Genomic DNA, 25,782 nt, shown 5'->3' with positions numbered 1-25,782 from the left:
TTACAGTAACAGCGAGTTGTAATCAGGTAAAAGTGAAAAACCTCTAAAAATTGACTCTGAAGTGGATGAAAAAATGTTTTTACTACTTTAGTCTCATCTAAATGAAAAGAGAATTCTTGATTAAAACCTTTAAAAAAATCCCAATTAACTATTATTTTATTTTCAGAGTTCAAAGATTGAGGAAATTCTAATAACTGCTGGCTAGGATCAAATAGATGTTCTAAAACATCAAAGCACAAAATAGGCTCATTTTTTTATTTTTTGCGCTCATAATTACCAGTCTCCAGATTGAATCTGGGGTCTTAAATTCCTCCTTTCTGCTTTATCCTTCATACTTGATATTTTATATTTTATCCTTCAGATGATGCAATTGGTTAACTACTTGGCATGAATTTTACTCTTTTCCAACCTCAAATTCAGAATTGTTCTCACCACTTGATTAATTCTGCTTGGCGGCTTTCACTTCTGATAATTGTTCTTAGTACATGTCTCATATTTTTATCCGGTTGTCAGGGAACAGCGGCAAAGAATGACGGAGTAATTCATCTAAGCCTATGGCAATCAATCAATCCTCCTCCTAATCGGGATATATTTGAAAAACTAGTAAAAAAATTTAATCAGACTCATACTGATGTCCAGGTGGAATCTATCTTCGTAGGTCAACCCCAATTGCCAAAAATATTAACAGCAGTTGTGGGCAATACGTCTCCAGATATTCTATCATTCAATCCTCAATTGACAGGTCAGTTTATGGAACTAGGGGCAATTCGACCTTTAGAAGAATGGCTGAACAAATTGCCATTGAAGTCAGAAATTAGCCCCAACCTATGGGAGGAATTAAAATTAGACGGTCATCTTTGGTCAATCCCACTTTACACGAGCAATATAGGCATTTTTTACCGACCTAAACTTTTCCAAGGTGCGGGAATTACGCAAATTCCTAAGACTTGGGAAGAATTGAGGGAAGTTGCCAAAAAATTAACCATAGACCGGAATGGTGATAATCGACCTGAACAATACGGAATGTTATTGCCTTTAGGAAAGGGAGAATGGACTGTCTTTAGTTGGTTCCCCTTTTTATTGAGCGCTGGTGGAGAGATTGTAACAAATAACCACCCAAATTTGACGAATGCAGGAGCGATCGCAGCCTTACAATTTTGGCAAGACATATTAAAAGATGGTTCAGCAACACTTTCCTCTCCAGAGCGAGGTTATGAAGAAGACGCTTTTATTGCAGGTCGTGTTGCTATGCAGATCACAGGCCCTTGGACTTATATAATGAAGTCCAATGTTGACTTTAAAGTATTCCCCATACCTGCAAGTGTGAAACCTGCTACGGTGACAGGCACTGGAAATATGTATTTGATGAAGACCACACCAGCAAGAGAGCAAGCTGCACTCAAATTTTTAGAGTATGTTTTAAGTGAAAAATTCCAAACAGAATGGAGTATAGGGACGGGTTTTTTACCAGTTAACATTAAATCTGCCCAAAGTCAGGCTTATCAAGAATTTCTCCAGCAAAAACCTGTCTTGAAAGTCTTTATTGACCAAATGTCTGTATCAGGTTCTCGACCAATCATTCCTGGCTATAGTCGCTTGTCTGACAGTTTAGGTCGAGCCATCGAAGCCACGATGCTAGGTGCATCTCCAGAAACAGCACTCAAACAAGCTCAAGCAAACCTCGATTCAATTTGGGATTCCCTACAATCTAGATGAGATATGAAATCCTAACTAAGGCTTCCTTTTTACTGACCTTGCAAGAACTAGGTCTCAAACCCGATGCTTAATTATGATCAACCAGAAATTCCACTTTGGCGATGTGAATTTCTTTTCAAGCTACACAAGCCAATTGCTGGTACAATCCCCAGAATTATTGCTGTAAATCCTTGTCCACTCCAATACAATATGAGAGTCCGGTTGGGTTCTGGAATCAAATTTTGCACAAGAAAAAGCAACCAAACCAAAATACTAATTAATAAAAAAGAGATTGAAGGTAAAAAATTCCACCACCAAATGCCTACTGTATATCGCCTCAGTACCAGCCATTGGCAAAGTCCCAGCCAAATACCAGAAATTATATATGCGATCGCAGACAGAAATCCAAAAATAAAAGTTTGTTCAGGAGATAAAGTTTCATTTAACGATGAGGCTATGGATGAAATGTAGTTAATCCAGGCTGTAGAAACGCCGTTGGCAATCAGCCAACCGACACTAGTAGTAAATATCCACTGCAAACCCGGTAAATATCGGTAGATGACAAGGGCTTGGTCAGCGGCGAAAATCACGGCAAATACAACGTTGCTGAGACTTCTGACCAAAATACTCCATGTTTGTGGTTGGAGAGCAACACTAGGTGAAAAGCTTTCCAGAATAATTTTTTCTAAGGCGATACTGGCAACGCCACCCACAACCCATCCGATCAGGGTCATTAAGGTAAACTGAATAAAAAACCTCTGTCGCTGCGATCGCGGAATTAAAAGCTTTCCTGGATTAGGCTCGTTATTAGCAGATGCAACACGATCAGGACTGTTAGAGTCAGTTTGCATAGGAAGTTAGGGGAGTGAGAGAATAGAGAAATCAGGGAGATAGGGGAGCAAGGGGAGAATAACCAATACTTAGGCTTACCTCGACTTTGCTACTTTAACGCCGCTCAGTACAAGTGGGTACAAGTCGCTCAGTACAAGTGCCCAATGCCCAATCCTTAATTAAATATTGATTCTTGTTTTACCCTATTTCTCACTCGCCAGTCCCTATTTTCTATTCGCCACTCGCCACTCGCCACTCACCACTCCCTTAAGGCGGGCATCTTATGTCAATAATTGCAGTTTATTCTCAATAAATTCCAAAATAATCTCATTAACCTATGCTTATTGCTAAAGGCTTGGGGGTAGGCCGCAATACTTATCGGATAAGAATGGTAGGTTGGGTTGAGCGGTGGCGAAACCCAGCGAACGGTTGATAATGTTGGGTTTCGTTCTTCAACCCAACCTACTCCTAAACTTTATTGCCGTTTAACCGAGAAGTATTGGGGTAGCCCGTCGTAGACATCGCTTTGAGTCTTGAAAACTAAACCAAACGAGAAATGGTGATTTTTTGTTCGTTCTTAACCTTGGTTGTGATCAAGAGTAATTTAGATGCGTTTGTCCTACCCACTAGAATTGCACAAGGACCTTCACTTAATCTTTAAAGATATTTTAGTATATATACCGTATCTTTTGCGAGTAAAAAAAATCAAAATAGGATTACAAAGCATCAAGATGAACTTACATCTTCGAGCTTGTTGTACCCAACAACAGTCATCTCTAAGGACATAATAATCTTTGTGATTTTATTCTATGTTGTTGGAGTAATAAAACCAGTTTTTCATAGCTAGGTTTCAAGAAAGATTCAGTCTTAATTATCTTTGTGTTTCTCAAGGTTTATTACTCGAATGCTGCAAAAATTATCTTTGGCTTTAGTAGCAACAACTGTTGTGGTCATCAGTGCAAATCCTGCCAGTGCCGTAACTCTGCAAGTCAATACTGGCCCGTTTTCTAGCTACTCTAATACCAAAACTGTCACCTTTGACGATGGCACAGCAAATGATCCCAATGGATTTGTTACCTACTCTAATATTACTACTAATATTGTTCAAGGTAGTGTATCTGGTCAATACGCCTCACCTTATGGGGATAATACCAAATTTTTAACAATTGCTCCATCAGGTAGTAATGTTGCAGGCGACAGTGGTTTTGTCAATATTAAATTCAAAGAAGCTGTTAATTACTTCGGTTTTTATGCAGGCTCATTGGATAGTTACAACTATATTGACATTTACAAAGGTAATCAATTGTTAAAGACTTTTAGTGGTGCAGATGTGCCAACTGCTATAGCTGATGGTAGTTGGACTAGCACTCAAGCTAATATGTTTATCAATCTTGTAGCTGGAACAGGAGAAACATTTGACCGAGTTGTGATGCGCTCAGATGGTATTGCCTTTGAAACAGATAACCACGCCTATAGACTAGCCAGCCAGAGCGTTCCCGAACCTAATGCGATGTTAGGTGTGTTAGCAATAGGTGCTTGTGGTATGACTTCACTCTTCAAACGCTCACAACATAAAGTGACAGTGAAAGCATAAATTTATCAGGATACGCGTTGAAAATCCTTAAGAATGTGTCTCTATACCTGGCGTAGAGACACATTTATTACTTGTCATACACTTTTCCTCATGCGTTCCCTTCATGCATAAGTGAGAGGTGCATTTCTACGTGGTACTTAAAACGATGATTTCATGGGATAAGTCAGCCCCTTCCCTACGGGACACTCTTGCGTTCGGGGAAATCAAAAGTCAAAAGTCACTCATTCAAACATTTTGAACCCGATAAATGAATTTAGTTGCTCTAAGTCAACTGACGTAGTATTTCTTGTACTACGTGTCTCGAAATACATTTTTTTATTTTCCATAAATAAATTTAGGCAATGCACTGAGCGTAGCCGAAGTGGGCTTGTACCTTTTTCTTTCTGGTCAAAAAAAGAATAACTTATAGCGCTTGCTGGCATTAATGCTGTAGTCAAGCCAACCGAGCGCTGATATCCAAAATATTTAAAATGCTACTAATACGTCATGGTAGAAATTAACCCACCATCTCGAATGGGTAAAAAGCTTACGGTATAAGTATTTTTTATTTTTACTTTTGCCTGATTGTACTAGTTATCTAATGTTTCGCACCAAAAAATTTGGTTAATCACAGCTTTTTTTATGAACTCTTTAATATTTCCGCTTTAATTCTGGCGGTAATTAGTGTTTATGGGTGTCTGCTGAGATACCTACAATTTGGGATACGTTGTAAAGAAAGATTACAAATAATGCCTTATTAATTTACTAACTTACTCAAAATTAATCGGGAGCGAATCAAAATTTTGTCTAGTAAAATCAAGCTTTCATCTCAATAGCCCCTTAGATTTGCCCATAAATGGCCTTTTTAGGCGTAGGCGTAGCTTGTCGTAGACATCGCTTTGAGTCTTGGAGACTAAACCAAAGAAAAAATGCTAATTTTTTCGTTGGTTCTTAACCTTGGTTGCGATCAAGAGTAATTTTAGATGCGTTTGCCCTGCTACTCACCTTTTCCTCACAAGTTGATAATAAGCTAATAAAGTGTAATCCATAATGATAAGCTAAACAGTGGCAGAAAAAAGTGACTCTTTAGGATGAAGTAATAAATGGGTGTTTCTTCAACGACTCCTCATCTCTTACGGGCTGCTCGTGGTGAAGTAGTAGATCGTCCCCCTGTATGGATGATGCGACAAGCGGGACGATATATGAAAGCATATCGAGACTTAAGAGAGCAGTATCCTTCGTTTCGCGATCGCTCGGAAATTCCAGATGTAGCAATTGAGGTTTCCTTGCAACCGTGGAGAGCCTTCCAACCAGATGGAGTAATTTTATTTTCTGATATTGTCACCCCATTACCTGGTTTGGGTATTGACATGGATATTGCCGAAGGTAAAGGGCCAATTATTCACTCGCCCCTGCGGACTCAAGAACAAATTGATCGTCTGCGTCCAATAGATCCAGAAGCAGCTCTACCATTTATCAAAACAATTTTGCAGACGCTGCGCTCTGAAGTAGGCGATAAATCAACGGTGTTGGGCTTTGTGGGTGCGCCGTGGACGTTAGCAGCTTATGCAGTAGAAGGAAAAGGTTCTAAAACCTATTCCATCATCAAAAACATGGCATTTTCCGAGCCGATAATACTGCATCAATTGTTAGCTAAATTAGCAGATGCGATCGCCATCTATGCCCGCTACCAAATTGACTCTGGTGCTCAAGTTGTGCAAATGTTCGATTCTTGGGCGGGTCAATTGAGTCCTCAAGATTATGACACCTTTGCTCTCCCTTATCAACAGAGAGTTTTCCAGCAAGTCAAGCAAACCCACCCCGATACACCTTTGATTCTGCTAGTTAGCGGTAGTGCGGGTGTGTTGGAAAGAATGGGACAATCTGGCGCTGATATTGTCAGTGTAGACTGGGCAGTGGATATGGCAGATGCACGGGCAAGATTGGGCAAGCAAGTCAAAGTTCAAGGAAATCTTGACCCAGGCGTGCTATTTGGCTCTAAACAGTTTATCCGCGATCGCATCCTCGATACCGTTCGCAAAGCTGGCAATTGGGGTCACATTCTCAATCTCGGTCATGGTGTATTACCAGAAACTCCAGAAGAAAATGTCGCTTTCTTCTTTGAAACCGCAAAGGAACTTAATCTTGCAGGAGTTATGAGTTAGGAGTTATGAGTTACGAGTTAAGAGTTAAGAGTTATGAGTTATAAGCTATGAAGTTATCAGTTATGGGGTGCAGAGTTATTTGAACTCCTCACTTCTAACTCCTAACTTTATTTTTAACTTATGATTCGGAACTTTTAACTCCATTGTTAACTCTTCACTTTTAACTCCTTACTTTTGATAAATTCTCTATGAGCCAGAAACGGATTTTAGTGACTGGTGCAAGTGGTTGTATAGGTCATTATTTAACAGAAGCCTTAATTAAGGAAACAGATCACGAACTATATCTGTTAGTTAGGAACCCAAGTAAACTGCAAGTTGATACCAAGGCACGTTCAGGCATCAACGTTTTGCAAGGTGATATGCAAAATATTCGCCAGTTTGCCGATTTACTATCCACAATTGATACGGCTGTACTCACAGCCACAGCTTGGGGTGGTGATCAGACATTTGATATTAATGTCGTCAAAACTATAGAGTTGCTCGAACTGCTAGACCCAGAACGTTGCCAGCAGGTGATTTATTTTTCGACAGCTAGCGTTTTGGATCGCTACAATCAACCATTAAAAGAAGCCGGGGAAATTGGGACAGATTACATTCGTTCCAAATATGACTGCTTACATAAGATATCGAAATTAGCGATCGCACCCAAAATTACCACAGTCTTTCCCACTTTAGTGTTGGGCGGTGATGCCAAGAAACCCTATTCTCACCTCACATCTGGCATTCCAGAAGTTACGAAATATATTAATTTGATTCGCTTTTTGGAAGCAGATGGCAGTTTTCACTTTATCCACGGACGAGACATTGCCACTGTCGTGCGATATTTAATTGCTCATCCTGTCGAAAATGATCAACCACGTCGGTTGGTTTTAGGTCAGGCACAGTTAACTGCTACTCAAGCAGTGGAAGAAGTTTGTGCTTATTTAGGCAAAAAGATTTACTTTCGCATTCCCGTATCTTTAGCATTGGCTAATTTGATTATTGTTCTGTTCCACATTCAGATGGCCGCTTGGGATAGGTTTTGCATGAACTATCGGCACTTCACTTATGAAAAAGCAATTAATCCCCATAGTTTTGGCTTGCCAAATTATTGTGCAACCATGAGTGATGTTTTAAAAATTAGCGGTGTTAAAGCTGCTAAGTAGTTTATGCAATAAATTACACTAATTATTGAGATAAGCCTTGTGATTACTGAGTGTAGTTATCATAGCGAAACACTTACTTTTGACGGCTGTATTCTCTTAATTTGTTCCAATTTCAGAGAAAAATATTAGTGCTAAACCAGAACAACTTTAATAAAAAGTCAATAACTCTTAATTTTCGTTAAAGTGGAATAACAATCAAAGTGTGAGGATTGATACTACATGCGAATTTTGTTAGTGTATCCGATATTTCCCAAAACCTTTTGGTCATATGAAAAAATCTTAGAGTTAGTCGATCGCAAAGTTTTATTACCACCTCTGGGTTTAGTAACAGTAGCCGCGATTCTGCCCCAAGAATGGGAATTCAAGCTGGTCGATCGCAACATCCGCCCAGCAACAGAAGCAGAATGGGCATGGGCAGATGTAGTAATCCTCTCTGCAATGATTGTTCAGAAACAAGATTTGCTTGACCAAATTCAGGAAGCAAAAAAACGTGGCAAGCTAGTCGCAGTCGGCGGCCCTTACCCCACCTCTGTACCTCACGAAGTTGAAAATGTTGGCGCAGATTTTCTGATTCTGGATGAAGGGGAAATCACGCTGCCCATGTTTATTGAGGCAATTCAACGGGGTGACACATCTGGCACTTTCCGCGCCACAGAAAAACCTGATGTCACAAGCACACCAATACCCCGCTTCGATTTATTAGAATTGGATGCCTATGACATGATGTCGGTGCAATTTTCGCGCGGGTGTCCTTTCCAGTGCGAATTTTGCGACATTATTGTTCTTTACGGGCGCAAACCGCGCACCAAAGCCCCAGCACAACTGTTAGCAGAGTTAGATTACCTCTACAAATTGGGTTGGCGACGGGGTGTGTTCATGGTGGATGATAACTTTATTGGCAACAAGCGAAATGTGAAATTGTTGCTGAAAGAGTTAAAAGTCTGGATGGCAGAACACAAGTATCCCTTCCGATTTGACACTGAAGCTTCAGTTGACTTAGCACAAGATTCAGAAATGTTGGAGTTGATGGTTGAGTGTGGTTTCTCGGCGGTGTTTTTGGGAATCGAAACGCCGGATGAGGATAGTTTGCAAATGACCAAGAAGTTTCAAAATACTCGCAGTTCCTTAACTGAGGCAGTGCAAACCATCACCAAAGCCGGATTGCGCCCTATGGCTGGGTTTATTATCGGGTTTGATGGCGAAAAAGCAGGCGCAGGCGATCGCATTGTCCGCTTTGCAGAACAAGCAGCAATTCCTTCTACAACCTTTGCCATGTTGCAAGCGTTACCTAACACCGCGCTTTGGCATCGCCTGAAAAAAGAAGGACGACTACGGGAAAATCAAGATGGCAACATCAACCAGACAACATTGATGAACTTCCTCCCCACCCGTCCCCTGGAAGAACTTGCCAGAGAATATATTGAGGCATTTTGTACTTTATACGACCCAGTGCAATACTTGGATCGCACCTACCGCTGTTTCTTGATGATGGGTTTGCCGAGTTGGAAAGCCCCAGGGAAAATGCCAGAGTGGGTGGTTGTGAAAGCGTTGCTAATTGTAATTTGGCGACAAGGCATCAAACGGGAAACTCGCTGGAAGTTCTGGCATCATTTGTTTAGCATTCTCAAGCGTAACCCAGGAGTGGTTGAACATTACATTGCGGCTTGCGCCCACAACGAACATTTTCTTGAGTATCGCCAAATTGTGCGCGATCAAATTGAAAGTCAGCTAGCAGAATATCTAGCACAAGGTGCAGAAAAGCCATATGTACTAGTTAAGGAAAAAGTAGAGGAAAAAGCTAAAGCGGTAGTCAGTTAAGAGGATATTTGAAAAGTCGCAAAGTATACTATAAACCAATACGCTTGGGTTAAGGATAATTGTAGGTTGGGTTGTAGCTTGCTTCCCCGTAGGGGTACGTAATGAAACCCAACAAAACCCCATTCTCACACTTCGTGCCGCTACGCAAACGTAGGGAAGAAGGGCTATGGGGTAGGGTTTGCGAGCTTTTGGTGTAAGCAATAATACTTTTACAACATCCTCTAAGGGTGGTAATGGGTAATAATAAATTACTTATTACCCGTTCTCTATTAAAAGTATATGAATGCCATCTGTGAGTTTAACTTACTTTACAACCATGCGCTTAAAATAGTACTCTCCTAACTTGAGTAGCACGGGAAGAAGTGGTGTAACTACAGAAAGCAAGTATTGACGGAAGGTTGTAACATCAAAAGGCCACACGGGAAATTCATTAGTCAATGTGTAGAGAGAACGCAACTCTTGAAGTTTAACAGCTTCTTTCTTCAAAATTTCTCCATCGCTACTCAAGCTTGTGTGAATACGCTTATAATCTGCTTGAAACTGCTTGGCAATATCGCCTAGTAATTCTTCTTTAGCTTTTTTCATGCCTCTGCGGGCGGCAAGGAGAGGGCCAAAAAAGCATACTAATGATATGGGAATATAGAGCAGAATTGTTAAATTAAAATACCAGTACTCCTGCGCTATTCCTTGACTAATAAATTGATACTTACTCAGTGTTATCATTGTACCAAATATAGCAGCTAGGTAAGCTGTATTCAATGAATATCGGCTCAACGGACTCAAACCGCCACAGTGATCAGGATGAAGTGGATTAATTTTAAGTTGCTTATTATCCTTACCCAAAAGTTCATGCAGTAACCAAACATTAGTTGTTAGGTTTAATACCACTATACTTCCTGCGTAAAATATTGCAACAGCGTTAATCGCACCCGTCAGGGCAGGAATTCCTCCATCAGATCCTGTCCAGTTATAAACATTTTGCTGTACGGAGAAATACCAGATTCCAAAAGCGATCGCTGTTCCTAACCCCAAAAATTGACGCCATGACTTTTGGTAGGGCAATAATACCAAGTTAATTTCAGCTTCGGCAGTGTCAACAATATCTGATTGTTCAAGGTACTGAATTAGTCGATAAATTGCCTTAAATGACCACAGGTAGTAGCCAAAGATGACTGGATTGAGCAAGCAGATCCACACCCAGGCAAACCAATCCTGTAGCAATCCTAAGTGTTTTTCATGCAATATTAACGTCTTAGTTGCCGTAGCAGCAATTAAATAAAGTCCAGATGTAATAACGATTGAGAGCATTCCTAAACTGACAGGTGTCAATTGGCATTTGTCAATTAACCAACGGGCTACAGGATCACCGCGATAAAAGTCTTGCTCTTGCATACTGTTTCTTAAAACTAATATGCTATCCTCTTTTTTCTAATTATTATTCAAAATTATACTTATGTTTCTTTATGTTTACTTATATTAGCTATTTTGCTTTTCCAATCCCGCACTGTCGCCCTCAAACTCGCAATTTTAACTAAACTTTGAAACCTTGTTAATATAAGGTGTATCTAGTTTCATTAGAAAGTAACAAGTGATTAATCGCATTTTCACCCGGATAAGTGTACGGGTGAATTTACGTGTGTAGTGGCATTTATATTCTATCTACCGCGATCGCGTTCTAAATCATCAATCACTTTTTGCAAATACCACTCGTCTGACATCCCAGGATGGTAATCCTGCTTCTGCTGAATTAATCGTTCGGCAATTTCCCAATATCCCCCAACCATTCGCAAAAGTCGCTGACGTTGCAGGTTATATTTTTGCTTTTTTGACTCTGGACTAAATTTTTGGATTTTTTCAAGGCTACTTAAAACTTGTTGATAATTTCCCCAGTCTTCTTGTTCACAAAAAATACTCGCCGCCCGTTGATAATCTTCCAGAGCATTTTGCATTTCTTCTAAGCAAGTATAGGCAATGCCGCGATTGTAGTAAGCTTGAGCATCATCGGGATTAATTTGCAGCGCTTGGGTGTAATCTTGAATTGCACCGAGATAATTGCCCGTTGTCCGATAGGCATTACCTCTGGCAATATAGACTAAGGGATCTTCGGGTTGCAGCTGGAGTGCTTGGTTAAGATCCGCGATCGCACCTTGATGATCTCCCAACACAGAACGGGCTTTACCTCGGTTGCGATAGACAATCGCATCTTGAAAATTTAGTCGCAATGCTTGATTAAAATCTGCGATCGCTTCTCGATAATTCCCCATTTTATAACGCACAACCCCACGACAGCAGTAAGCTTGGGCATCTTGCGGATCAGCTTTTAATACCCAATTTAAATCGGCGAGTGCCTCTTGTGTATCTCCCTTTTCAGCCTTTTCTAATAATTGCGTAAAATAATCATTCGTGGATAAAATTGGCGCATTGGTAGAACGCGATTGCTGTACAACAGGTAATTCTTTGGGTTGTAGCTGTTTAATTTGTTCCAGACACAGACGACAATTCTCTTTATCCTGTTGTTCTAAATATAATTGTGCAGCTTTTTTAAAGTTAGCGATCGCATCTTGAATATAACCCTGTTTGCGCCGCACTATTCCCCGCAGATTATAAGCAGCAGCATAATTGAGATTGAGACGAATAGCGCGTTCAACATCCTCCAGCGCCCCTGGCAGATTTTTCAGCGCCACCCTTGCTAATCCACGACAATAATATGCCTCTACACTCTCAGGATTAAGCCTCAAGGCTTCGGTATAATCTGAAACAGCATTCAAGATTGCTCCTGAATCATAATGTGCCAAACCCCGTTGCAAGTATGCTTCGGGAAAGTAAGCTGTTAATTCTAAAGCATGGTTAAATTCCTCAATTGCTCCAGCGTAGTCTTTTCGCCTAGCCTTTTCCAATCCTCTATTGTAGAATTCGTCATTCATGGCATTTGTTTAGTTGATTCAGTTAGTTGAATTCCAGCAGGCTTGTTTCGTAGCCTAACCTATCCACTTACCTTTAATATTCTAAGTATTCAACGTGGCTTTGCATCATTTCATATTTTCAGTGAATTCAAACGAACACACTGCCCTAAGTTGTTATAAATATAATTCACCCAATGGAATCTTGTACACGTCCAGATTTTGGAGTTAGATTTAGTGCAAATCCAGACTAAAACTTTAATTACTCCTAATCAATAATAAGTTATCCGAATGAAAATTATAACAATCACAACAGGTATATCAATGCAATCTTTACAAGAGAGGGAAAAAATTAAGCAAGCTGCTGAGTTTAATCAGCAAGCTTAGATTGTGTTTGAAAAACAAGGATATGAAGTACAAACAACTAGAATAGCCACTAATATCTGGGAAGAATATCTGCAAGGCTTGTCGAAAATTAAAGTTATTAATTAAATTAAAACTCTCCAACAACTTTGCCAAACTTTAAATATCAGCTTTTTCAATATTGGTTATGCCAGCAAACCTGAAACCATAGAGGTAATTCCAGATATCAACAAAAATACATCGATTATTTATTGCTCAAGCAAAATTGGCGACAGGGAAACTGGCATAAACTTTGAGAATATCAGGGAATCTGCCAAAGCTATTAAACGTATTTCCCAAGAAAGTCAAAGCAATTGTAGCTTTATTAATTGATATGGCAACTTTAGCTATCAAGTTAGATAAGGTACTATCAGCCCGATTAGTTCCAATTCTAAATAAAAAAGCTGGGGAAATGACTACATTCAATTCCCCATATCTCGTAGATTGTAAAATATTTACAGTTAACTAGAATTATTCTGAAAGCAAGCTAGGAGAAGTTAGTACAAAAACATCCCAACTTCCTTGAGCATTAGTTTGTGGTTTTATGGGATTAGCGAAGTGGAAAAAATCATGGTCATTAACCAATAAGAGTTCCCCTGGATTTAGAACTTTGCTAAACACAGGCTTTTCTTTTTTGGCAGTATACAAATGTGTTTCTCCACCTTCAATATTATTTCTATCTACTGAGAAGATGCCAATAAAATCAGTACCATCTTGATGGATACCTTCAGGCGCTGGATTACCTGAATTATCTGGTGAACAAATAATTCTAATTTGATGAACTCCGATTTCAGCTTCAGGATGAAGTTTACAAGAATCACTAAATGCTAAGACAAGATTTCTGAAAATATCAAGTTCTATGAGTGCATCATCTAATTCTGCAAACTCTCTTTTTACATCACCCACTAATCGATTATGCTCTTTACTTTGAAAAAAGTAGCCATGAGGTAATTTGATTAACTCATTTCCAGAGACTGTGAACCGAGATAATCTTCTCGAACGATAATTGCCTTTGATATAAGGGTCAATAGGCATATTACTAAAAAATGGCTTGAAGCCTTCTGGATTGATCGAATTTACCTTTCTGAGAGTAAACAGAAAAGCATATTCTAATTCCGTTGCTGTCCCCACTTTTTGCATAGGATTTACCTCCTTGCACGTTGAAATTCTCCCAGATTTTTCTTCATGGAAGGCTTATAATACCTATTATATGCTACTTTTTATTAAGATGTTGTCAATTTAATTACAAAAATTGACCCTTTATGATATTGAAAGTTACTCAAATTCTGTCACAGAGTGGAGTAATACTCATGGGTTTATAAGTAGCTGCTGAAAAGATTTGCTGATGGGGGTTCGGTGGGGAAGAAATCGACGTATATTTACTAGCAGCAACAAGGTTCCATAATGATTGATTGGCTTTACCGTTACCCACCTTTGTATCCGGGTATTCTGCTAAAACGCTACAAGCGGTTTTTTGCTGACGTTCAACTTACTTCTGGCGAAATAGTGACAGCACACTGTCCAAATACAGGGCCAATGACTGGAGTATCGACTCCCCAAAGTGCAGTACAGCTTTCCAAAAGCGATAATCTTAACCGCAAATTGGCTTACACTTTAGAACTAATTCAGGTAGATGATAACGAGCCGACTTGGGTAGGTATAAATACTTTTTTGCCCAATCGGGTGGTAAAGCTAGCTTTGGCGAAACACCTTTTCCCAGAATTGGGCGACTATAGTCAAATCAAGGGCGAAGTGGTTTACGGGCTAGATAAAAAAAGTCGAGTGGATTTTTTCTTGACTGGGAGTGATCAGGAACGCCCGATTTATTTAGAAGTGAAAAATACAACTTTGTCTGAGGGAAGATTAGCCCTATTTCCTGATACGGAGACTACAAGAGGACAAAAGCACTTGCGAGAACTAATGGCGCTACTACCTCTAACTCGTGCGGTGATGCTTTACTTTATCAATCGTAGTGATTGTACTGAGTTTTCCCCTGGCGATCGCACAGATCCTGTATATGGTAAATTATTACGGGATGCGATCGCACTTGGTTTAGAAGTCTTACCTTGCCGTTTTGACATTTCCCCCGAAGGTATCCGTTATTTGGGTTTGGCAAAACTAAAAATTTGATTACATCTAATCAAACACTAGAGACGTTGCAATCCAACGTCTCTAAACGCATGAAACAATAAATCCATCTAGACAATATCTAGATGGACTTATTGGTAGTTGGTGTTTATTAAAAAACATTCAACCAGACTGTAATCAACAAACGACTATAGGTAGTCGCCGCCCCACAAATAGCATTCGCTATTCTGAGGTTTGCTTATGCAGGAATCAAAACTGTATCAATAACGTGGATGACACCGTTATCAGCAGCAACATCTGGTGTTGCAACTTTTGCATCATTTATCTTAACGCCATTAGAAGCGTCAATTTTTACATCTGAACCTTCAACTGTTGTAGCTGTCTTCAGTTTAACTACATCAGCAGCTAGTACCTTGCCTGAGACTACATGATAGGTCAAGATTTTCTTGAGCTTTGGAATGTCTTGAAGTAATGCGTCTACTGTACCTGCTGGAAGCTTCTTAAACGCTTCATCAGTGGGTGCGAAGACAGTGAATGGACCAGGACCTTTCAGTGTATCTACCAAACCAGCAGCTTGGATTGCTGCAACTAGTGTCGTGAAAGAACCATTATTAGTGGCAGTGTCAATTATGTTGGCCATGTGCTTTACCTAGTTCTGTGTAATCTGTTACAAATCTAAACTATTTATTTCATAAAATCTATCTATCGTTAGAGGTATCTCAAGTAAAATTGTTTATTGATATGATGAAAGATTGTAAATATTTTTATCTAAACAGAGAATTATATGTAATTGATCCAGGCGGATGAGTTATAAGCACTTTTGGATGTGAGCGCTCCTTTTTCAACACAGATGTAGGGGCGATGCCTGTTGAGTAGTGTCAACGCAGCAATTTAATTACCAAAGAAATCAGTATATAGATTGGTAGACGCGGCTTATTTTTAAAATATTGGTATTACAAGAATTTTAATTATTTAGGATTTAGCTGATAAATTAATGACAAAAGCCTTGCTATACAAGCAAAGTAGCTTTTTTTATAATATTTAGCATAGATGCGTTTGCCCTGTTGTCAGGGTTTGCTAACCAAAAATATTGGTAATAAGCGTATTTAACTGATAATATTTCATCACTAAATACATTTCACTCACCGTTTCTGTAATCCTACCTGGACAATAATAAATTTCCATCACATTAATGCTTTTAGCAATTGTGATTGGTCGTTTATTTCCAGAAGTGATTATACGTAGGACTTAGGCAAAAACCCTCTCAAACTCTCATTTATCCGTATCCTCTGCCTTCCTTGTGTATGGTTGGTTTTTTCGTTGCCTGTACGTAAATGATGTATGTGAGCAATAAGATCCTTAGGTAATATTTTCCCTAAACTATGACTTTCATGAACAGAAGAAGACTTATTACTTGGATTGCTACGGCAGTTACCAGCATGATGCTGGTAATAGGCTTACAGTTTGTCAATTTTTCACCAGCAAGCTCCGCAACCACACTTAACGTGTATGCGGCTGTCAGCTTAACAAACGCGCTGAATGCTATTAAGACTCAGTACCAAAATGCTAACCCAGGTGTCAACGTTGTTTATACATTTGGTGCTTCTGGTACCTTGCTCAAGCAAATACAAGCAGGAGCACCAGCAGATATTTTCATTTCTGCTGCCAACGACCAAATAAATGTTTTGCAGAATTCAACTCCAAGTAAATTGGTGGCAGGTAGTCGTAAAAACGTCGTCAAAAACAGTCTAGTTTTGATAGTTCCTACGACATTTCCGATTAGTGCTGGTAGTGCAGGTCTCACTAGCTTCAATGGGTTGACCAACGCCAACATTACTGGCATTGCTATAGGTGATTACACAGGTACTCCCCCAGTTGTGCCAGCCGGAAATTATGCCAAACAAGTTCTGACTAAGCGAGGTATTTTCACTACTCTAAGTCCTAAATTATACCTTGCCAGCAATGTGCGTAACGTTTTAACTGCTGTTGAAAATAAAACTCTTGTAGTTGGAGGTGTAACTAAAACTATCAACGCAGGTGCCGTTTACAAAACCGATGCTGCCATTTCTAAGAAGGTAAGAGTCGTAGACAGTGCGAAAGTAGCAGAGAGTGATACGATTGTCTATCCACTGGGTATACTCACCAGAACTAAAGTTTTATCCACGGCACAAAGTTTTTCTAACTACTTAAGTGGTAGTACTGCCAAGAATATCTTCAAAAATAATTATGGCTTTGTCCTGCCTTAATGACTGCAAACTAAATCAATTAAGTACTCGTTGTCGTGAATTTTGAACTATTTGGAGTAATGTCTCGTGAAGTTGACTAAAAAACTCTCAATTATTGTTTGTAGTCTGAGCACTGCGTTGCTTCATACTGCTGTGATTACCAATACTTATAAATCAGCAGCACAAGCAGAAGGAAAAGAGCTGATTTATAACGGGGGATTTGAAATCGACCCTCTGGCAGATCCTAATAATCCTAACGGTGTAAATCCTAATGTTACTGGATGGCTTAAATCTGGCGCTCCAGGTACTACAATTAGCAACTTTCCTCACACTGGTAACCAAGGTTTATCGCTTGGTGCATTTTCAGGCATTAACTACATATCACAGACTATCCCTACAGTTGTTGGTCGACACTACCAACTTACTTACTATTTTGCATCCATAGAGGAGCCACCTGACCTTGAGAATAAATTTCAGGTTTTTATAGGTGGAAAGAAGGTTTCTGTTAAAAAGGATACTCCTTTCCAACCTTATAAGCAGTACACCTTAGATTTTAGAGCAAAAAGAAGATCTACAGAGATAAAGTTTGGTTCCCTAGCAAAGTATGCGTTTTTATATTTGGATGATGTGAGTGTCAAAGCTACACCTTAACAATCAAGGAGAAAACAATGGGGATAAATAAACCACAGATGACAAGCTAACCTTATTGTCTTAGAAGCCTAAGCAATGTCTGGCTCCATAGTGTCGAGAATACCACTGAAATTAATCTGGTTAAAAAACTCCATTATGGGTTTATAGAGAGATGCCTTAAGTGGATGAATCATTATCCATATCAATAGCTAACTCTCAGAAACCAGAATAAAATGCTCAGTTTGATTGACACTACTTAGAGCCAGCATGGCTCTAACTATTAACTTGTTTTAATTGTCGGAATTTGGAATTATTTGGAGTCAAGTTTTATGAAGTTAACTAAAAAACTCTCAATTATTGCTTTTAGTGTTACTACTACCTTAATTAGCACTGCTGTAATTACCAATACTTCTAATACAGCCACACAAGCGGCAGAACTTGTTAAAAATGGAAGCTTTGAACTCGATCCGCTCGTAGATCCTAATAATCCCAATGTTACAAATCCTAATATTACAGACTGGACTAAGTCTGGTGATCCGATGGATATATCAGGGATAAGAATAAGCAATTTTCCTCAGCATGATAGTGGTAATCAGGGCTTATCACTTAGTGGATTTATAGACCTCAGCTACATATCACAGACGCTTTCTACACAACCTGGTCAGCAATACGAACTTAGTTACCATTTAGCATCTATAGATGAGGCCCCTGACCTTGATAATCAATTTCAGACATTTGTAGGTGGAAATAAGATTTTTGACCAAAAAGACATTTCTTTTCAACCATACACGCCATATAAGTTCAATTTCACGGCAGACGCATCATCCACAGAGTTAAAATTTGGGAATTGGGATAAATATGGATTCTTATACTTGGATAATGTGAGTGTAAAACCTGTGCCTGAGCCATCAACTATTGGAGGAATAGCAATTGCTGGATTGTTGGGAGTATGGCTGAAGAAAAAGAAGGCAATTAGCTAGAAATAATAGCCCTTTTTTGTCACTTTGGGAAAACAACAGAGCGTAGACGCGCAGCGGCTTGTCGTTAGACATCGCCATACAATCTCAATAGAAAAAGTGCATCACCGATAGCGTAGCGTTAGCGAAGCGGTAGCGATAGCAAAGCGTTAGCGACGTAGGAGCGTCGGAACGAGCGTCCGCAGGAGCGTCACAGCCTGTTGTAGACATCGGCTTACCCATTCCATAGCTAAATTTTCAAATTTGATAGTCCAATGCAACTAGGACTTTGCCACAATGCTGATTTGCAGGTACAGCTTCCAGCATCTTTTTAGGTTTGGGTAAGTTGAGGTTTTTCATTAATTCGATGAACTGGTTGCGGCTGCGTCCTGCAAACCGAGGATTCCAGCACTTTTCTTCGCCAATGGTGGATACTGTCTGTCCCTGGTAGTCGTGACCAGGATATACCAAGGTGTCATCCGGTAATGTGAATAGCTTCTGAGTAACGGCATCATACAGTGATCCAGCGTCGCCGCTTTGGAAGTCGGTACGACCACAACCCCGGATGAACAGGGCATCTCCAGTTAATAGATGAGTATCGTTGACTAAGTATGTCATGTGGCTGTCAGTGTGACCAGGGGTAGCGATCGCCCGAATCTGCACATTCCCCAATTCCAACATATTTCCATCGGCAATGCACTGGTCTGCACAAGTAGCCGCAGCATTCTCAGGCACAATCCCTAAACAACCCGTTAGTGACCTTAATCTGTCTGTCCCAGTGATGTGGTCAGCATGGATGTGGGTTTCCAGACAGTAGCCCAAGGTCAGCCCCAATTGTCCCAATATCTGAAGATCACGTTCAACCTGCTCTAATACAGGATCAACTAAGATAGCTGTTTTGGTTTCTGGGTCGGCAATTAGGTAAGTATAAGTACAAGATTCTTTATCGAATAGTTGACGAAATAACATAGCAGGTTTCTTCAACACGAAAGTAGTAGCATCGGGTTTTGGATTGAGAGATTTCAGTAACTCCTGTGCCAAATTTGCTGCCTGAACCCGAATTTCAGGAACAGCGGTGGTTTCCCAAAGATTGCCCTTGCGCGGTGTCCCCAAGGTGTACAGCATTTGAGATACATTTCCATCTGCATCAATCAGCGCACCATTTGGGGCAGTGTCGATTCCCATTGATAAGGTGTTAGGACGGAGCAGGCGTTGTTCTTGGAGGCTAGCGACCAATGGGTGCTGCAATTTGAGGTAATCACAATTTGCGTCGGTGCAGTTGACAATCCGCTTGACTTGTAAAACGATATCTTTGTGCGTCCCCCGTTCACAGATTTTCACATTCACTCCATTCTCAAACTCCTGACAACTTTGAATCCGACCTGCGTAATGGATCAGTTGACCAGACTCCATTGCAGCATCCAGTACTTCAGCAATTTCTTCAGCAATCCGATGACGGTGAACTTCCCAGTAAGCTTTGACATGGCGCAGAAATCGCTTCTGTTCCGGCAATGGCAGTGCTTGCCAAAGTTCTGAAATAATTGGGCGGATGGCATCGATTACTGCCCGCCAATCTTCAGCCAGTCCGTTGCCGGGGTTCCCCCGGGTGTAGGAACTGGGGTGTCCTTGGGTAAGGGCGTGGCGCAGTAAAGATTGGCTGCAACCAGAGAACCGCTAAAGCCACCACCAATGATGGCGATCGCAACTGGAGAGACGGTTAGGTTAAAAATATTGTTGTTCATAGGACGTGTGAGTTGCACTTGCTGCTTTCCACTCATTAATTTACGGCGAATAAACTGAAATGTTACGCATGTTTGAAGCTGTGAGATGCATGAATTGGCTCAAAAAACCACATACACACATGAATAAGTGGGAATTGCACTTGAGTGTCCAATTCTGTAAATCGAGAGAGTCAGATTACACAAACTAAAATCTAGACGAGACAAGCTTTTGGAACTATTTATCTAAAATTGATGTGTCTATTGCATCCAAATCCGATGCAAATACCGTGGTTTTTAGTTAACATCAAAAAACCTTTCAAAAGCGAGAATTTTACCTCTACAATTGTCAATATTTTCTGACACTACTAGCATTCAAGTTTCAGATAATGTTTGGCTTAATGTCAGAAAAGCAATATAGAGGTATTGACAAATACAGTAGTCCTAAATCGATTGTGAGAAAATAATAAGGTTGTGAATTTAACTAAATATTGGGTGCAAAATGTGGAAGCGTTTGCGTAGCGTGCTGGAGGCATTCGCTAACTGAATTGAACGAAGTCTATCGAAAACTTCGTGAAATCAAAAACACATTTACACACAAACTTATAAGGTAATTAAAATGACTTACGATTCCGAAGATGTGCAACAAATCCTTGAAATAGCACTCACTCGTAAACAGGAAAGTGAATTTTCACGAGAACAGCTTGTAGAAATGGCATCTGAGTTAGGTATTTCTTCTAATATTTTGGAAACAACAGAACAAAAGTGGTTAGCTCAACAAGAAGAGGAACGTTCGCTACGCACATTTAATACTTTCCGACGCAGAGGCTTTTGGGCACACTTTGTTTCCTTCTTAGCGGTGAATTTATTCCTCATTATATTGAATTTAATAACTAGTCCTAGTTATTTTTGGGCTATCTTCCCAGTATTAGGATGGGGGTTAGGACTATTTTTTCATTGGTGGAGTGTTTATCAGACTAAAACAGAGGATTACGAGATAGCCTTTCGGAAATGGCGTGCATAAATTTAACTTTTCCCTACTTTGAAAAATGGAGACACCAACGCACAGCTATGCAGCCCTACGAGTTGGGAGTAATTTTTCACCTACAAATGGGGAAATTTCCGTACTTGATACTCTGCTGATTTCACTATTGGATAAGACTCTCCCAGTGCTTGGATGAATTTGTCTTCAATAGTCTGCAAATCTGCTTGGGGAAAGGCTTTCCACTGTTACCGCATTGCCCAACGAATGATCACGATAACTTCTGTGTGGTGATTGGGGCTGATCCAAACCTGTTTACCGAGAAATCTAGCATATTTAGCCAGCCCTGTTGTCCAAATTTGTGCGTCCTTCTGGATAAAATCTTCCCGTAAATCTTGGACAACCTTAAACTTGAGGAGTTTTATAACCACGCCCTTTCAACCCTGTGTTTACTAATTTGCCAAAATAGAGCTGTAGGCTAGAATAACTACGCTTTTAGCATAGCTTGATTGCCTACACTCAGGAGCAAGGGTCGGCTGGTTTGAAATAAGTAAGAGGAAGGGGAGTATGGACAACAACAACTGGTTGCAACAGCTAATGATGGTGGGTCTTGGCACAACGTCTTTAGTGGCAGAAAAACTGCGCCAAGTCAGCGATGATTTAGTTAAAGACGGTAAGCTCAATCCTGAGCAAGCCAAGGCGGTAATAGATGATATTGCCCAGCAGTTAAAGTCAGAACAGGGAAACTTTGATGTCCAAATGCAACGGCAAATGCGAAATATGATGCAGGATTTGGGGGTAGCTCGCCAGTCGGAAGTGGATGAACTGCGGGGTAGAATTGACCGTTTAGAGCGTCAATTGCGCGATTTGGAAAATAAGCTTTGGCGTTAGGATGTCCTTTCTGATTTAAACTAAATGTGTCCTGTTGGTAATGTTTTTGCCAGGATACCTAAGTAAGGAGAACTGATTTTGAAACCAATTTTCCTCAGCGTGGCGTTCATGCTGGTGTGTGTTGTGCTGTTGATTGTGGGGCAAGTAGGCAGTAAACAGAATACTGCCATTGCTGCCCAGTTAACCCAAACGCCGCCAGCGCCCACAACTGTAACTGAAAACAATATCTTAATTGCGAGTAATACTATGTCTGATGCTAATGCCGTAACTACCCCCTCTGGATTAAAGTATGTCGAGTTAAAAGAGGGGACTGGGGCGACTCCTCAACCTGGACAAACGGTTGAAGTTCACTATGTCGGCACTTTAGAAGATGGTACTAAGTTTGATAGTTCACGCGATCGCGGTCAACCCTTCAGCTTTAAAATTGGCGTCGGACAAGTAATCAAAGGTTGGGATGAAGGACTTAGCACTATGAAAGTAGGCGGTCGTCGTCAGTTAATCATCCCCCCAGAGTTAGGTTATGGCTCTCGTGGTGCTGGTGGTGTGATTCCGCCTAACGCTACCCTGCATTTTGATGTGGAATTGCTGGGAGTTAAATAGGGACTGGGGCACTTGTACTGAGCGGCGTCGTAAAGCCTACGCCATAGCTACGCTTAGGGCGCAGCCTCTCGTAGAGAAGTATGGGGCATGGGGAATGGGGACAAGAGGGAATTATTAAAAGAAGTTTCTATTTTCTCTGTTCTCAATGCCCTATCAAATAAATTAGGTATTTCAGAGTACAAATGGGGCAGAAGTACAGTTAGAAAACATGAGATAAAGTATCTGTAACTTTGATCAGACTGCCGTGACTATACCAACAATCTAAACGTGAGACTGATACGCCCGAATGTTTCTGGTTGCTTGAGAATTCCATGTTTCCAGTGTTGCTGCGTCTTCTGAGGCATAAAAAGTAGAGAACCACTTTTGAGTAAGTAACTATATTTAATGCTTTCGTCTTGTTTATTCTGAAATGTAATTATTCTTTCAGCCCCTAACGAAATAATAGAGATACCAGTATTCTCCATGAGTCCATCAATTGAGTCGGAGTGAAATCCCATTGTTGAGTTACCATTTATATAATAATTGACTAAACAATTGTTAGGTCGAAACCCAAAGTGTTTTTCAAGCCTATCAATAATAGGAAGTAACTCATCCAGCATCGAACATGATTCGTAAGAAATGTTTGAGTAGTTATATGGGGAACCAAAGCTGGCTGTTTTTCGTGCCCGTATACGCTCATCCCAATTAATTATGGATACAAGACTATCAAATAGGGAATGACTATTCGGCAAAAATTCATCATTAATGAGTAAATCAGGCTCGTTCATTGCTCAAATAAAAATTTTCTTACGGTTTAATCTTTTAAATCATAAATATAAAATTCTGCCGCAGTTATTTCCCATTCTATCCAGCCTGATGGTTTAATCAACAAGCCCTCGATTAAATATTCTGAATAATCTACACTAGGATATTTGCCTAAAAATATTGCACGCTCTTGTGTTGGGCTATTTCGGTAAAAGATAGACTAACTCTATTTTTGGCGAACGTATTGATTTAAATAATTATTTTATCTGGCTAAATTTTTAAATTTTGAAACTTTGTAAACTGTGGATTGAACAAAAGTTTCGCAGTCCCTGTAGGTCCATTGCGATGTTTAGCTATAATTACTTCTGCAATGCCGCGATCAGGAGTATCTGGAGAGTAATATTCATCGCGATACAACATTATTACCAAATCTGCGTCCTGTTCAATCGAGCCACTTTCACGCAAATCTGACAACATCGGACGCTTATTAGTACGCGCTTCCACCCCTCGACTCAACTGAGATAAAGCAATAACTGGTACAGATAATTCGCGTGCTAAACCTTTAAGTTGACGCGTAATTTTTGATAATTCTTGAACTCGATTATCGCCTGCTCCTTCCATCAATTGTAAGTAATCTATTACGATTAATCCTAATTCAGTTCCAAGTTCAGCTTGCAGTCTTCTTGCCTGACTACGCATTTGTGTAACTGTAATATTCGGCGTGTCGTCAATATAAATTGGCATCTCTGAGAGGATACCAATAGCACGGCTTAAAGGTTCCCACTGTGTTTGGCTGAGACGTCCAGTCCGCAGATAAGTACTTTCAATTTGCGCCTCACTAGCTAATAGCCGTTGTGTCAGTTGCTCTTTTGACATTTCCAAGCTGAAAACAGCAACTGGTAATTTATAAGAAGCGGCGATGTTATGAGCTAGGTTCAAGCAGAAGGCCGTTTTTCCCATTGATGGGCGGCCCGCGACAATAATCAAATCAGATCGCTGAAAGCCGCTGGTCATGGCATCTAAATCGTAAAATCCGCAGGGAATTCCAGGTAAGGCGATGCCTTGATTTCGATCCTCAATATCCTGGAAATTATTAATTAGAGTATCAGAAATATGAACTAAACCCGATTGGGGACGTTCTTGAGTAACACCGAAGACCTTCTGTTCTGCCTGATCTAAAACAGTTGGTAACTCGGTTTCTGTCTCATAACCAAGATGTACAATTTCATTGCCAGCTTTAATTAACTGTCGCCGCAGGTATTTTTCCATCACTAACCCTGCTAAGGCGTCGATGTTCACAGCTGACACTGTGCGGTCTACCAAAGTTGCTAACTTATTTCTGCCACCAATACGGGCAAGGATCTCATGGTCAGTCAGCCAACTGGTGACAGAGAGCAAGTCTGTGGGTTTACCTTGGGCGTGGAGCCTCACAGCTGCTTGATAAATATCTTTGTGAGCGCTAATGTAAAAAGCTTCTGGAAGGAGGCGATCGCTAACTCGACTAATCGCTTCTGGATCTAGTAAAATACCCCCCAAAATCGCTTCTTCTGCCTCGATATTTTGGGGTGGTACGCGTAGTTTACCGCCGTAGGCATCGCTACCATCACCTTGAAAACTCAGTTCTTCAGCCATAAACGATTTTAGTTTTGAGATGAAAGCTAGTTAGGAGTAGAGAGACGCGATTAATCGCGTCTGTATAAGAGTTAGGAGTTGTTATTTAACCCTGCTACCCCTGCTTGTCCTCCCTCTGCTCCTTTTGCTGTCTTTTAGCTAGCGACGACTTGAATATCGAGTTGTGCTGCTACTTCCAAATACAGCTTGATTTCAGCTTGATAAGTACCAAGGTGGTTAATATCAGGGATGGTAATTCCCCGCCGATCAACTTCTTGACCAGTGGCTGCCTTAATGGCATCTGCAACATCTTGGGTGGTGATAGTACCGAAAATTGCTTCGTTTTCCCCAACTTGCTTGGCAATTGTCAAGCTGCCAACTTTTTCTAAAGATTCTTTTTGCTCAAGAGCTTGTTGTCTGAGTTCTAATTGCCGTTGACGCTCTTGCTCACGACGGCGTTCTACTTGCTTGAGAATACCAGGAGTGGCATTGGTTGCCAATTTCTGGGGAATCAGATAATTACGAGCGTAGCCAGGAGCTACTTCCACTAAGTCACCAGATTTTCCTAGCTTGCTGATATCTTGATTTAAAACTAACTGCACACGTTTCGCCATCGTTTTTCGTTTTTCCTGTAAAATCTGATTAATTTGGGTTTGGGTAGGATAGCTCACAATGTCAATGCTGTATTCCAAGCTTCTTTACCTATACCCTAAAGCTTACAGATCGTAGCGAAAGGAAGGGTGCGATCGCAACTATTAACGCTAGAAAATTGAAGGAGTGGGGAGTGGGCAGTGGGGGATGAGGGAGC

General features: G+C 40.4%; 24 protein-coding genes and 1 pseudogene. 14 read left to right on the top strand and 11 right to left on the bottom strand.

Features of this window, described 5'->3' with window-relative positions:
* Positions 1–387 precede the first annotated feature (387 nt).
* Positions 388–1,716 (top strand): ABC transporter substrate-binding protein, encoded by a 1,329-nt coding sequence (locus Q0541_RS06745; protein WP_298907348.1) that lies wholly within the window; start codon positions 388–390, stop codon positions 1,714–1,716.
* A gap of 77 nt (positions 1,717–1,793) precedes the next feature.
* Here the strand turns inward: Q0541_RS06745 and Q0541_RS06740 are convergent, their stop codons facing one another.
* Positions 1,794–2,546, bottom strand: a complete 753-nt coding sequence (locus Q0541_RS06740) for a hypothetical protein (RefSeq protein ID WP_298907345.1) — start codon at positions 2,544–2,546, stop codon at positions 1,794–1,796.
* An 884-nt stretch (positions 2,547–3,430) separates the two neighbouring features.
* Between Q0541_RS06740 and Q0541_RS06735 the strand changes: the two genes are divergently transcribed.
* The 4 genes from Q0541_RS06735 (at position 3,431) to Q0541_RS06720 (ending at position 9,227) form a co-directional block, all read left to right on the top strand.
* Entirely contained in the window at positions 3,431–4,120 is a 690-nt protein-coding gene (locus Q0541_RS06735; RefSeq protein WP_298907344.1) for a PEP-CTERM sorting domain-containing protein, read from the top strand.
* 1,082 nt (positions 4,121–5,202) lie between these two features.
* The gene (gene hemE / locus Q0541_RS06730; RefSeq protein ID WP_298907343.1) at positions 5,203–6,264 is read left to right on the top strand and encodes a uroporphyrinogen decarboxylase; all 1,062 of its coding nucleotides are present in this window, start codon (positions 5,203–5,205) and stop codon (positions 6,262–6,264) included.
* 188 nt (positions 6,265–6,452) lie between these two features.
* Positions 6,453–7,409, top strand: a complete 957-nt coding sequence (locus Q0541_RS06725; RefSeq protein WP_298907342.1) for an NAD(P)-dependent oxidoreductase — start codon at positions 6,453–6,455, stop codon at positions 7,407–7,409.
* Between the two features lie 219 nt (positions 7,410–7,628).
* A complete protein-coding gene (locus Q0541_RS06720; protein ID WP_298907341.1) occupies positions 7,629–9,227 on the top strand; it encodes a B12-binding domain-containing radical SAM protein in 1,599 nt (532 codons plus the stop codon).
* A 303-nt stretch (positions 9,228–9,530) separates the two neighbouring features.
* Here the strand turns inward: Q0541_RS06720 and Q0541_RS06715 are convergent, their stop codons facing one another.
* Entirely contained in the window at positions 9,531–10,619 is a 1,089-nt protein-coding gene (locus tag Q0541_RS06715; protein ID WP_298907338.1) for a hypothetical protein, read from the bottom strand.
* 263 nt (positions 10,620–10,882) lie between these two features.
* The gene (locus tag Q0541_RS06710) at positions 10,883–12,151 is read right to left on the bottom strand and encodes a tetratricopeptide repeat protein (RefSeq protein WP_298907334.1); all 1,269 of its coding nucleotides are present in this window, start codon (positions 12,149–12,151) and stop codon (positions 10,883–10,885) included.
* 468 nt (positions 12,152–12,619) lie between these two features.
* Here Q0541_RS06710 and Q0541_RS06705 point away from each other — a divergent pair, with 468 nt between their 5' ends.
* Both Q0541_RS06705 and Q0541_RS06700 read left to right on the top strand, forming a co-directional pair.
* On the top strand, positions 12,620–12,862 hold the full coding sequence (locus tag Q0541_RS06705; protein ID WP_366941826.1) for a DUF711 family protein: 243 nt from the start codon (positions 12,620–12,622) through the stop codon (positions 12,860–12,862).
* Positions 12,783–12,998 carry a DUF711 family protein gene (locus Q0541_RS06700; protein WP_298907333.1) on the top strand — a complete coding sequence of 72 codons (216 nt, stop codon included), beginning with the start codon at positions 12,783–12,785 and terminating at the stop codon, positions 12,996–12,998. Before Q0541_RS06705 ends, Q0541_RS06700 begins: the two co-directional genes overlap by 80 nt.
* 2 nt (positions 12,999–13,000) lie before the next feature.
* Here the strand turns inward: Q0541_RS06700 and Q0541_RS06695 are convergent, their stop codons facing one another.
* A complete protein-coding gene (locus Q0541_RS06695; RefSeq protein WP_298907331.1) occupies positions 13,001–13,669 on the bottom strand; it encodes a 2OG-Fe dioxygenase family protein in 669 nt (222 codons plus the stop codon).
* 264 nt (positions 13,670–13,933) lie between these two features.
* Here Q0541_RS06695 and sfsA point away from each other — a divergent pair, with 264 nt between their 5' ends.
* Positions 13,934–14,659, top strand: a complete 726-nt coding sequence (gene sfsA, locus Q0541_RS06690; RefSeq protein WP_298907329.1) for a DNA/RNA nuclease SfsA — start codon at positions 13,934–13,936, stop codon at positions 14,657–14,659.
* 196 nt (positions 14,660–14,855) lie between these two features.
* On the opposite strand, the gene Q0541_RS06685 is transcribed toward sfsA, so the two are convergent.
* Positions 14,856–15,257 (bottom strand): fasciclin domain-containing protein, encoded by a 402-nt coding sequence (locus tag Q0541_RS06685; protein WP_298907326.1) that lies wholly within the window; start codon positions 15,255–15,257, stop codon positions 14,856–14,858.
* A 751-nt stretch (positions 15,258–16,008) separates the two neighbouring features.
* Between Q0541_RS06685 and modA the strand changes: the two genes are divergently transcribed.
* From modA to Q0541_RS06670, 3 genes are all read left to right on the top strand, one after another.
* Positions 16,009–16,863 (top strand): molybdate ABC transporter substrate-binding protein, encoded by an 855-nt coding sequence (gene modA, locus Q0541_RS06680; protein WP_298907323.1) that lies wholly within the window; start codon positions 16,009–16,011, stop codon positions 16,861–16,863.
* A 66-nt stretch (positions 16,864–16,929) separates the two neighbouring features.
* On the top strand, positions 16,930–17,493 hold the full coding sequence (locus Q0541_RS06675) for a hypothetical protein (protein ID WP_298907320.1): 564 nt from the start codon (positions 16,930–16,932) through the stop codon (positions 17,491–17,493).
* A 308-nt stretch (positions 17,494–17,801) separates the two neighbouring features.
* Entirely contained in the window at positions 17,802–18,452 is a 651-nt protein-coding gene (locus Q0541_RS06670; protein WP_298907317.1) for a PEP-CTERM sorting domain-containing protein, read from the top strand.
* A 234-nt stretch (positions 18,453–18,686) separates the two neighbouring features.
* On the opposite strand, the gene Q0541_RS06665 is transcribed toward Q0541_RS06670, so the two are convergent.
* Both Q0541_RS06665 and Q0541_RS06660 read right to left on the bottom strand, forming a co-directional pair.
* Positions 18,687–19,940, bottom strand: coding sequence for an MBL fold metallo-hydrolase (locus Q0541_RS06665; protein WP_298907315.1), 1,254 nt, complete (start codon positions 19,938–19,940; stop codon positions 18,687–18,689).
* A gap of 47 nt (positions 19,941–19,987) precedes the next feature.
* Positions 19,988–20,188: a hypothetical protein gene (locus tag Q0541_RS06660; RefSeq protein WP_298907313.1), complete on the bottom strand. Its 201-nt coding sequence runs from the start codon at positions 20,186–20,188 to the stop codon at positions 19,988–19,990.
* A gap of 577 nt (positions 20,189–20,765) precedes the next feature.
* Between Q0541_RS06660 and Q0541_RS06655 the strand changes: the two genes are divergently transcribed.
* Positions 20,766–21,170, top strand: coding sequence for a 2TM domain-containing protein (locus Q0541_RS06655; RefSeq protein WP_298907310.1), 405 nt, complete (start codon positions 20,766–20,768; stop codon positions 21,168–21,170).
* A gap of 80 nt (positions 21,171–21,250) precedes the next feature.
* Here the strand turns inward: Q0541_RS06655 and Q0541_RS06650 are convergent.
* Positions 21,251–21,559, bottom strand: a pseudogene (locus tag Q0541_RS06650) (TIGR03792 family protein).
* A gap of 136 nt (positions 21,560–21,695) precedes the next feature.
* Here Q0541_RS06650 and Q0541_RS06645 point away from each other — a divergent pair.
* Both Q0541_RS06645 and Q0541_RS06640 read left to right on the top strand, forming a co-directional pair.
* Complete coding sequence (locus tag Q0541_RS06645; protein ID WP_273769398.1) at positions 21,696–22,019, top strand: phasin family protein; 324 nt, start codon at positions 21,696–21,698, stop codon at positions 22,017–22,019.
* 78 nt (positions 22,020–22,097) lie between these two features.
* Complete coding sequence (locus Q0541_RS06640) at positions 22,098–22,619, top strand: FKBP-type peptidyl-prolyl cis-trans isomerase (RefSeq protein WP_298907306.1); 522 nt, start codon at positions 22,098–22,100, stop codon at positions 22,617–22,619.
* 248 nt (positions 22,620–22,867) lie between these two features.
* Here Q0541_RS06640 and Q0541_RS06635 read toward each other — a convergent pair whose 3' ends face one another.
* From Q0541_RS06635 to rplI, 3 genes are all read right to left on the bottom strand, one after another.
* Positions 22,868–23,386, bottom strand: coding sequence for an alpha-ketoglutarate-dependent dioxygenase AlkB (locus Q0541_RS06635; RefSeq protein ID WP_298907303.1), 519 nt, complete (start codon positions 23,384–23,386; stop codon positions 22,868–22,870).
* A gap of 247 nt (positions 23,387–23,633) precedes the next feature.
* On the bottom strand, positions 23,634–24,995 hold the full coding sequence (dnaB, locus tag Q0541_RS06630; RefSeq protein ID WP_298907301.1) for a replicative DNA helicase: 1,362 nt from the start codon (positions 24,993–24,995) through the stop codon (positions 23,634–23,636).
* Between the two features lie 134 nt (positions 24,996–25,129).
* Positions 25,130–25,588 (bottom strand): 50S ribosomal protein L9, encoded by a 459-nt coding sequence (gene rplI / locus Q0541_RS06625; protein ID WP_298907546.1) that lies wholly within the window; start codon positions 25,586–25,588, stop codon positions 25,130–25,132.
* Positions 25,589–25,782: the final 194 nt, after the last annotated feature.

The sequence above is a fragment of the uncultured Nostoc sp. genome, assembly GCF_937863485.1.
Taxonomy (GTDB): domain Bacteria; phylum Cyanobacteriota; class Cyanobacteriia; order Cyanobacteriales; family Nostocaceae; genus Nostoc.
This window is presented reverse-complemented; position numbering and strand designations above follow the sequence as displayed.

Coding starts and splice junctions, on each gene's coding strand:
- Q0541_RS06745 (WP_298907348.1), top strand. CDS start 388: ATGAATTTTACTCTTTTCCAACCTCAAATTCAGAATTGTTCTCACCAC.
- Q0541_RS06740 (WP_298907345.1), bottom strand. CDS start 2,546: ATGCAAACTGACTCTAACAGTCCTGATCGTGTTGCATCTGCTAATAAC.
- Q0541_RS06735 (WP_298907344.1), top strand. CDS start 3,431: ATGCTGCAAAAATTATCTTTGGCTTTAGTAGCAACAACTGTTGTGGTC.
- hemE (WP_298907343.1), top strand. CDS start 5,203: ATGGGTGTTTCTTCAACGACTCCTCATCTCTTACGGGCTGCTCGTGGT.
- Q0541_RS06725 (WP_298907342.1), top strand. CDS start 6,453: ATGAGCCAGAAACGGATTTTAGTGACTGGTGCAAGTGGTTGTATAGGT.
- Q0541_RS06720 (WP_298907341.1), top strand. CDS start 7,629: ATGCGAATTTTGTTAGTGTATCCGATATTTCCCAAAACCTTTTGGTCA.
- Q0541_RS06715 (WP_298907338.1), bottom strand. CDS start 10,619: ATGCAAGAGCAAGACTTTTATCGCGGTGATCCTGTAGCCCGTTGGTTA.
- Q0541_RS06710 (WP_298907334.1), bottom strand. CDS start 12,151: ATGAATGACGAATTCTACAATAGAGGATTGGAAAAGGCTAGGCGAAAA.
- Q0541_RS06695 (WP_298907331.1), bottom strand. CDS start 13,669: ATGCAAAAAGTGGGGACAGCAACGGAATTAGAATATGCTTTTCTGTTT.
- sfsA (WP_298907329.1), top strand. CDS start 13,934: ATGATTGATTGGCTTTACCGTTACCCACCTTTGTATCCGGGTATTCTG.
- Q0541_RS06685 (WP_298907326.1), bottom strand. CDS start 15,257: ATGGCCAACATAATTGACACTGCCACTAATAATGGTTCTTTCACGACA.
- modA (WP_298907323.1), top strand. CDS start 16,009: ATGAACAGAAGAAGACTTATTACTTGGATTGCTACGGCAGTTACCAGC.
- Q0541_RS06670 (WP_298907317.1), top strand. CDS start 17,802: ATGAAGTTAACTAAAAAACTCTCAATTATTGCTTTTAGTGTTACTACT.
- Q0541_RS06655 (WP_298907310.1), top strand. CDS start 20,766: ATGACTTACGATTCCGAAGATGTGCAACAAATCCTTGAAATAGCACTC.
- Q0541_RS06645 (WP_273769398.1), top strand. CDS start 21,696: ATGGACAACAACAACTGGTTGCAACAGCTAATGATGGTGGGTCTTGGC.
- Q0541_RS06635 (WP_298907303.1), bottom strand. CDS start 23,386: ATGAACGAGCCTGATTTACTCATTAATGATGAATTTTTGCCGAATAGT.
- dnaB (WP_298907301.1), bottom strand. CDS start 24,995: ATGGCTGAAGAACTGAGTTTTCAAGGTGATGGTAGCGATGCCTACGGC.
- rplI (WP_298907546.1), bottom strand. CDS start 25,588: ATGGCGAAACGTGTGCAGTTAGTTTTAAATCAAGATATCAGCAAGCTA.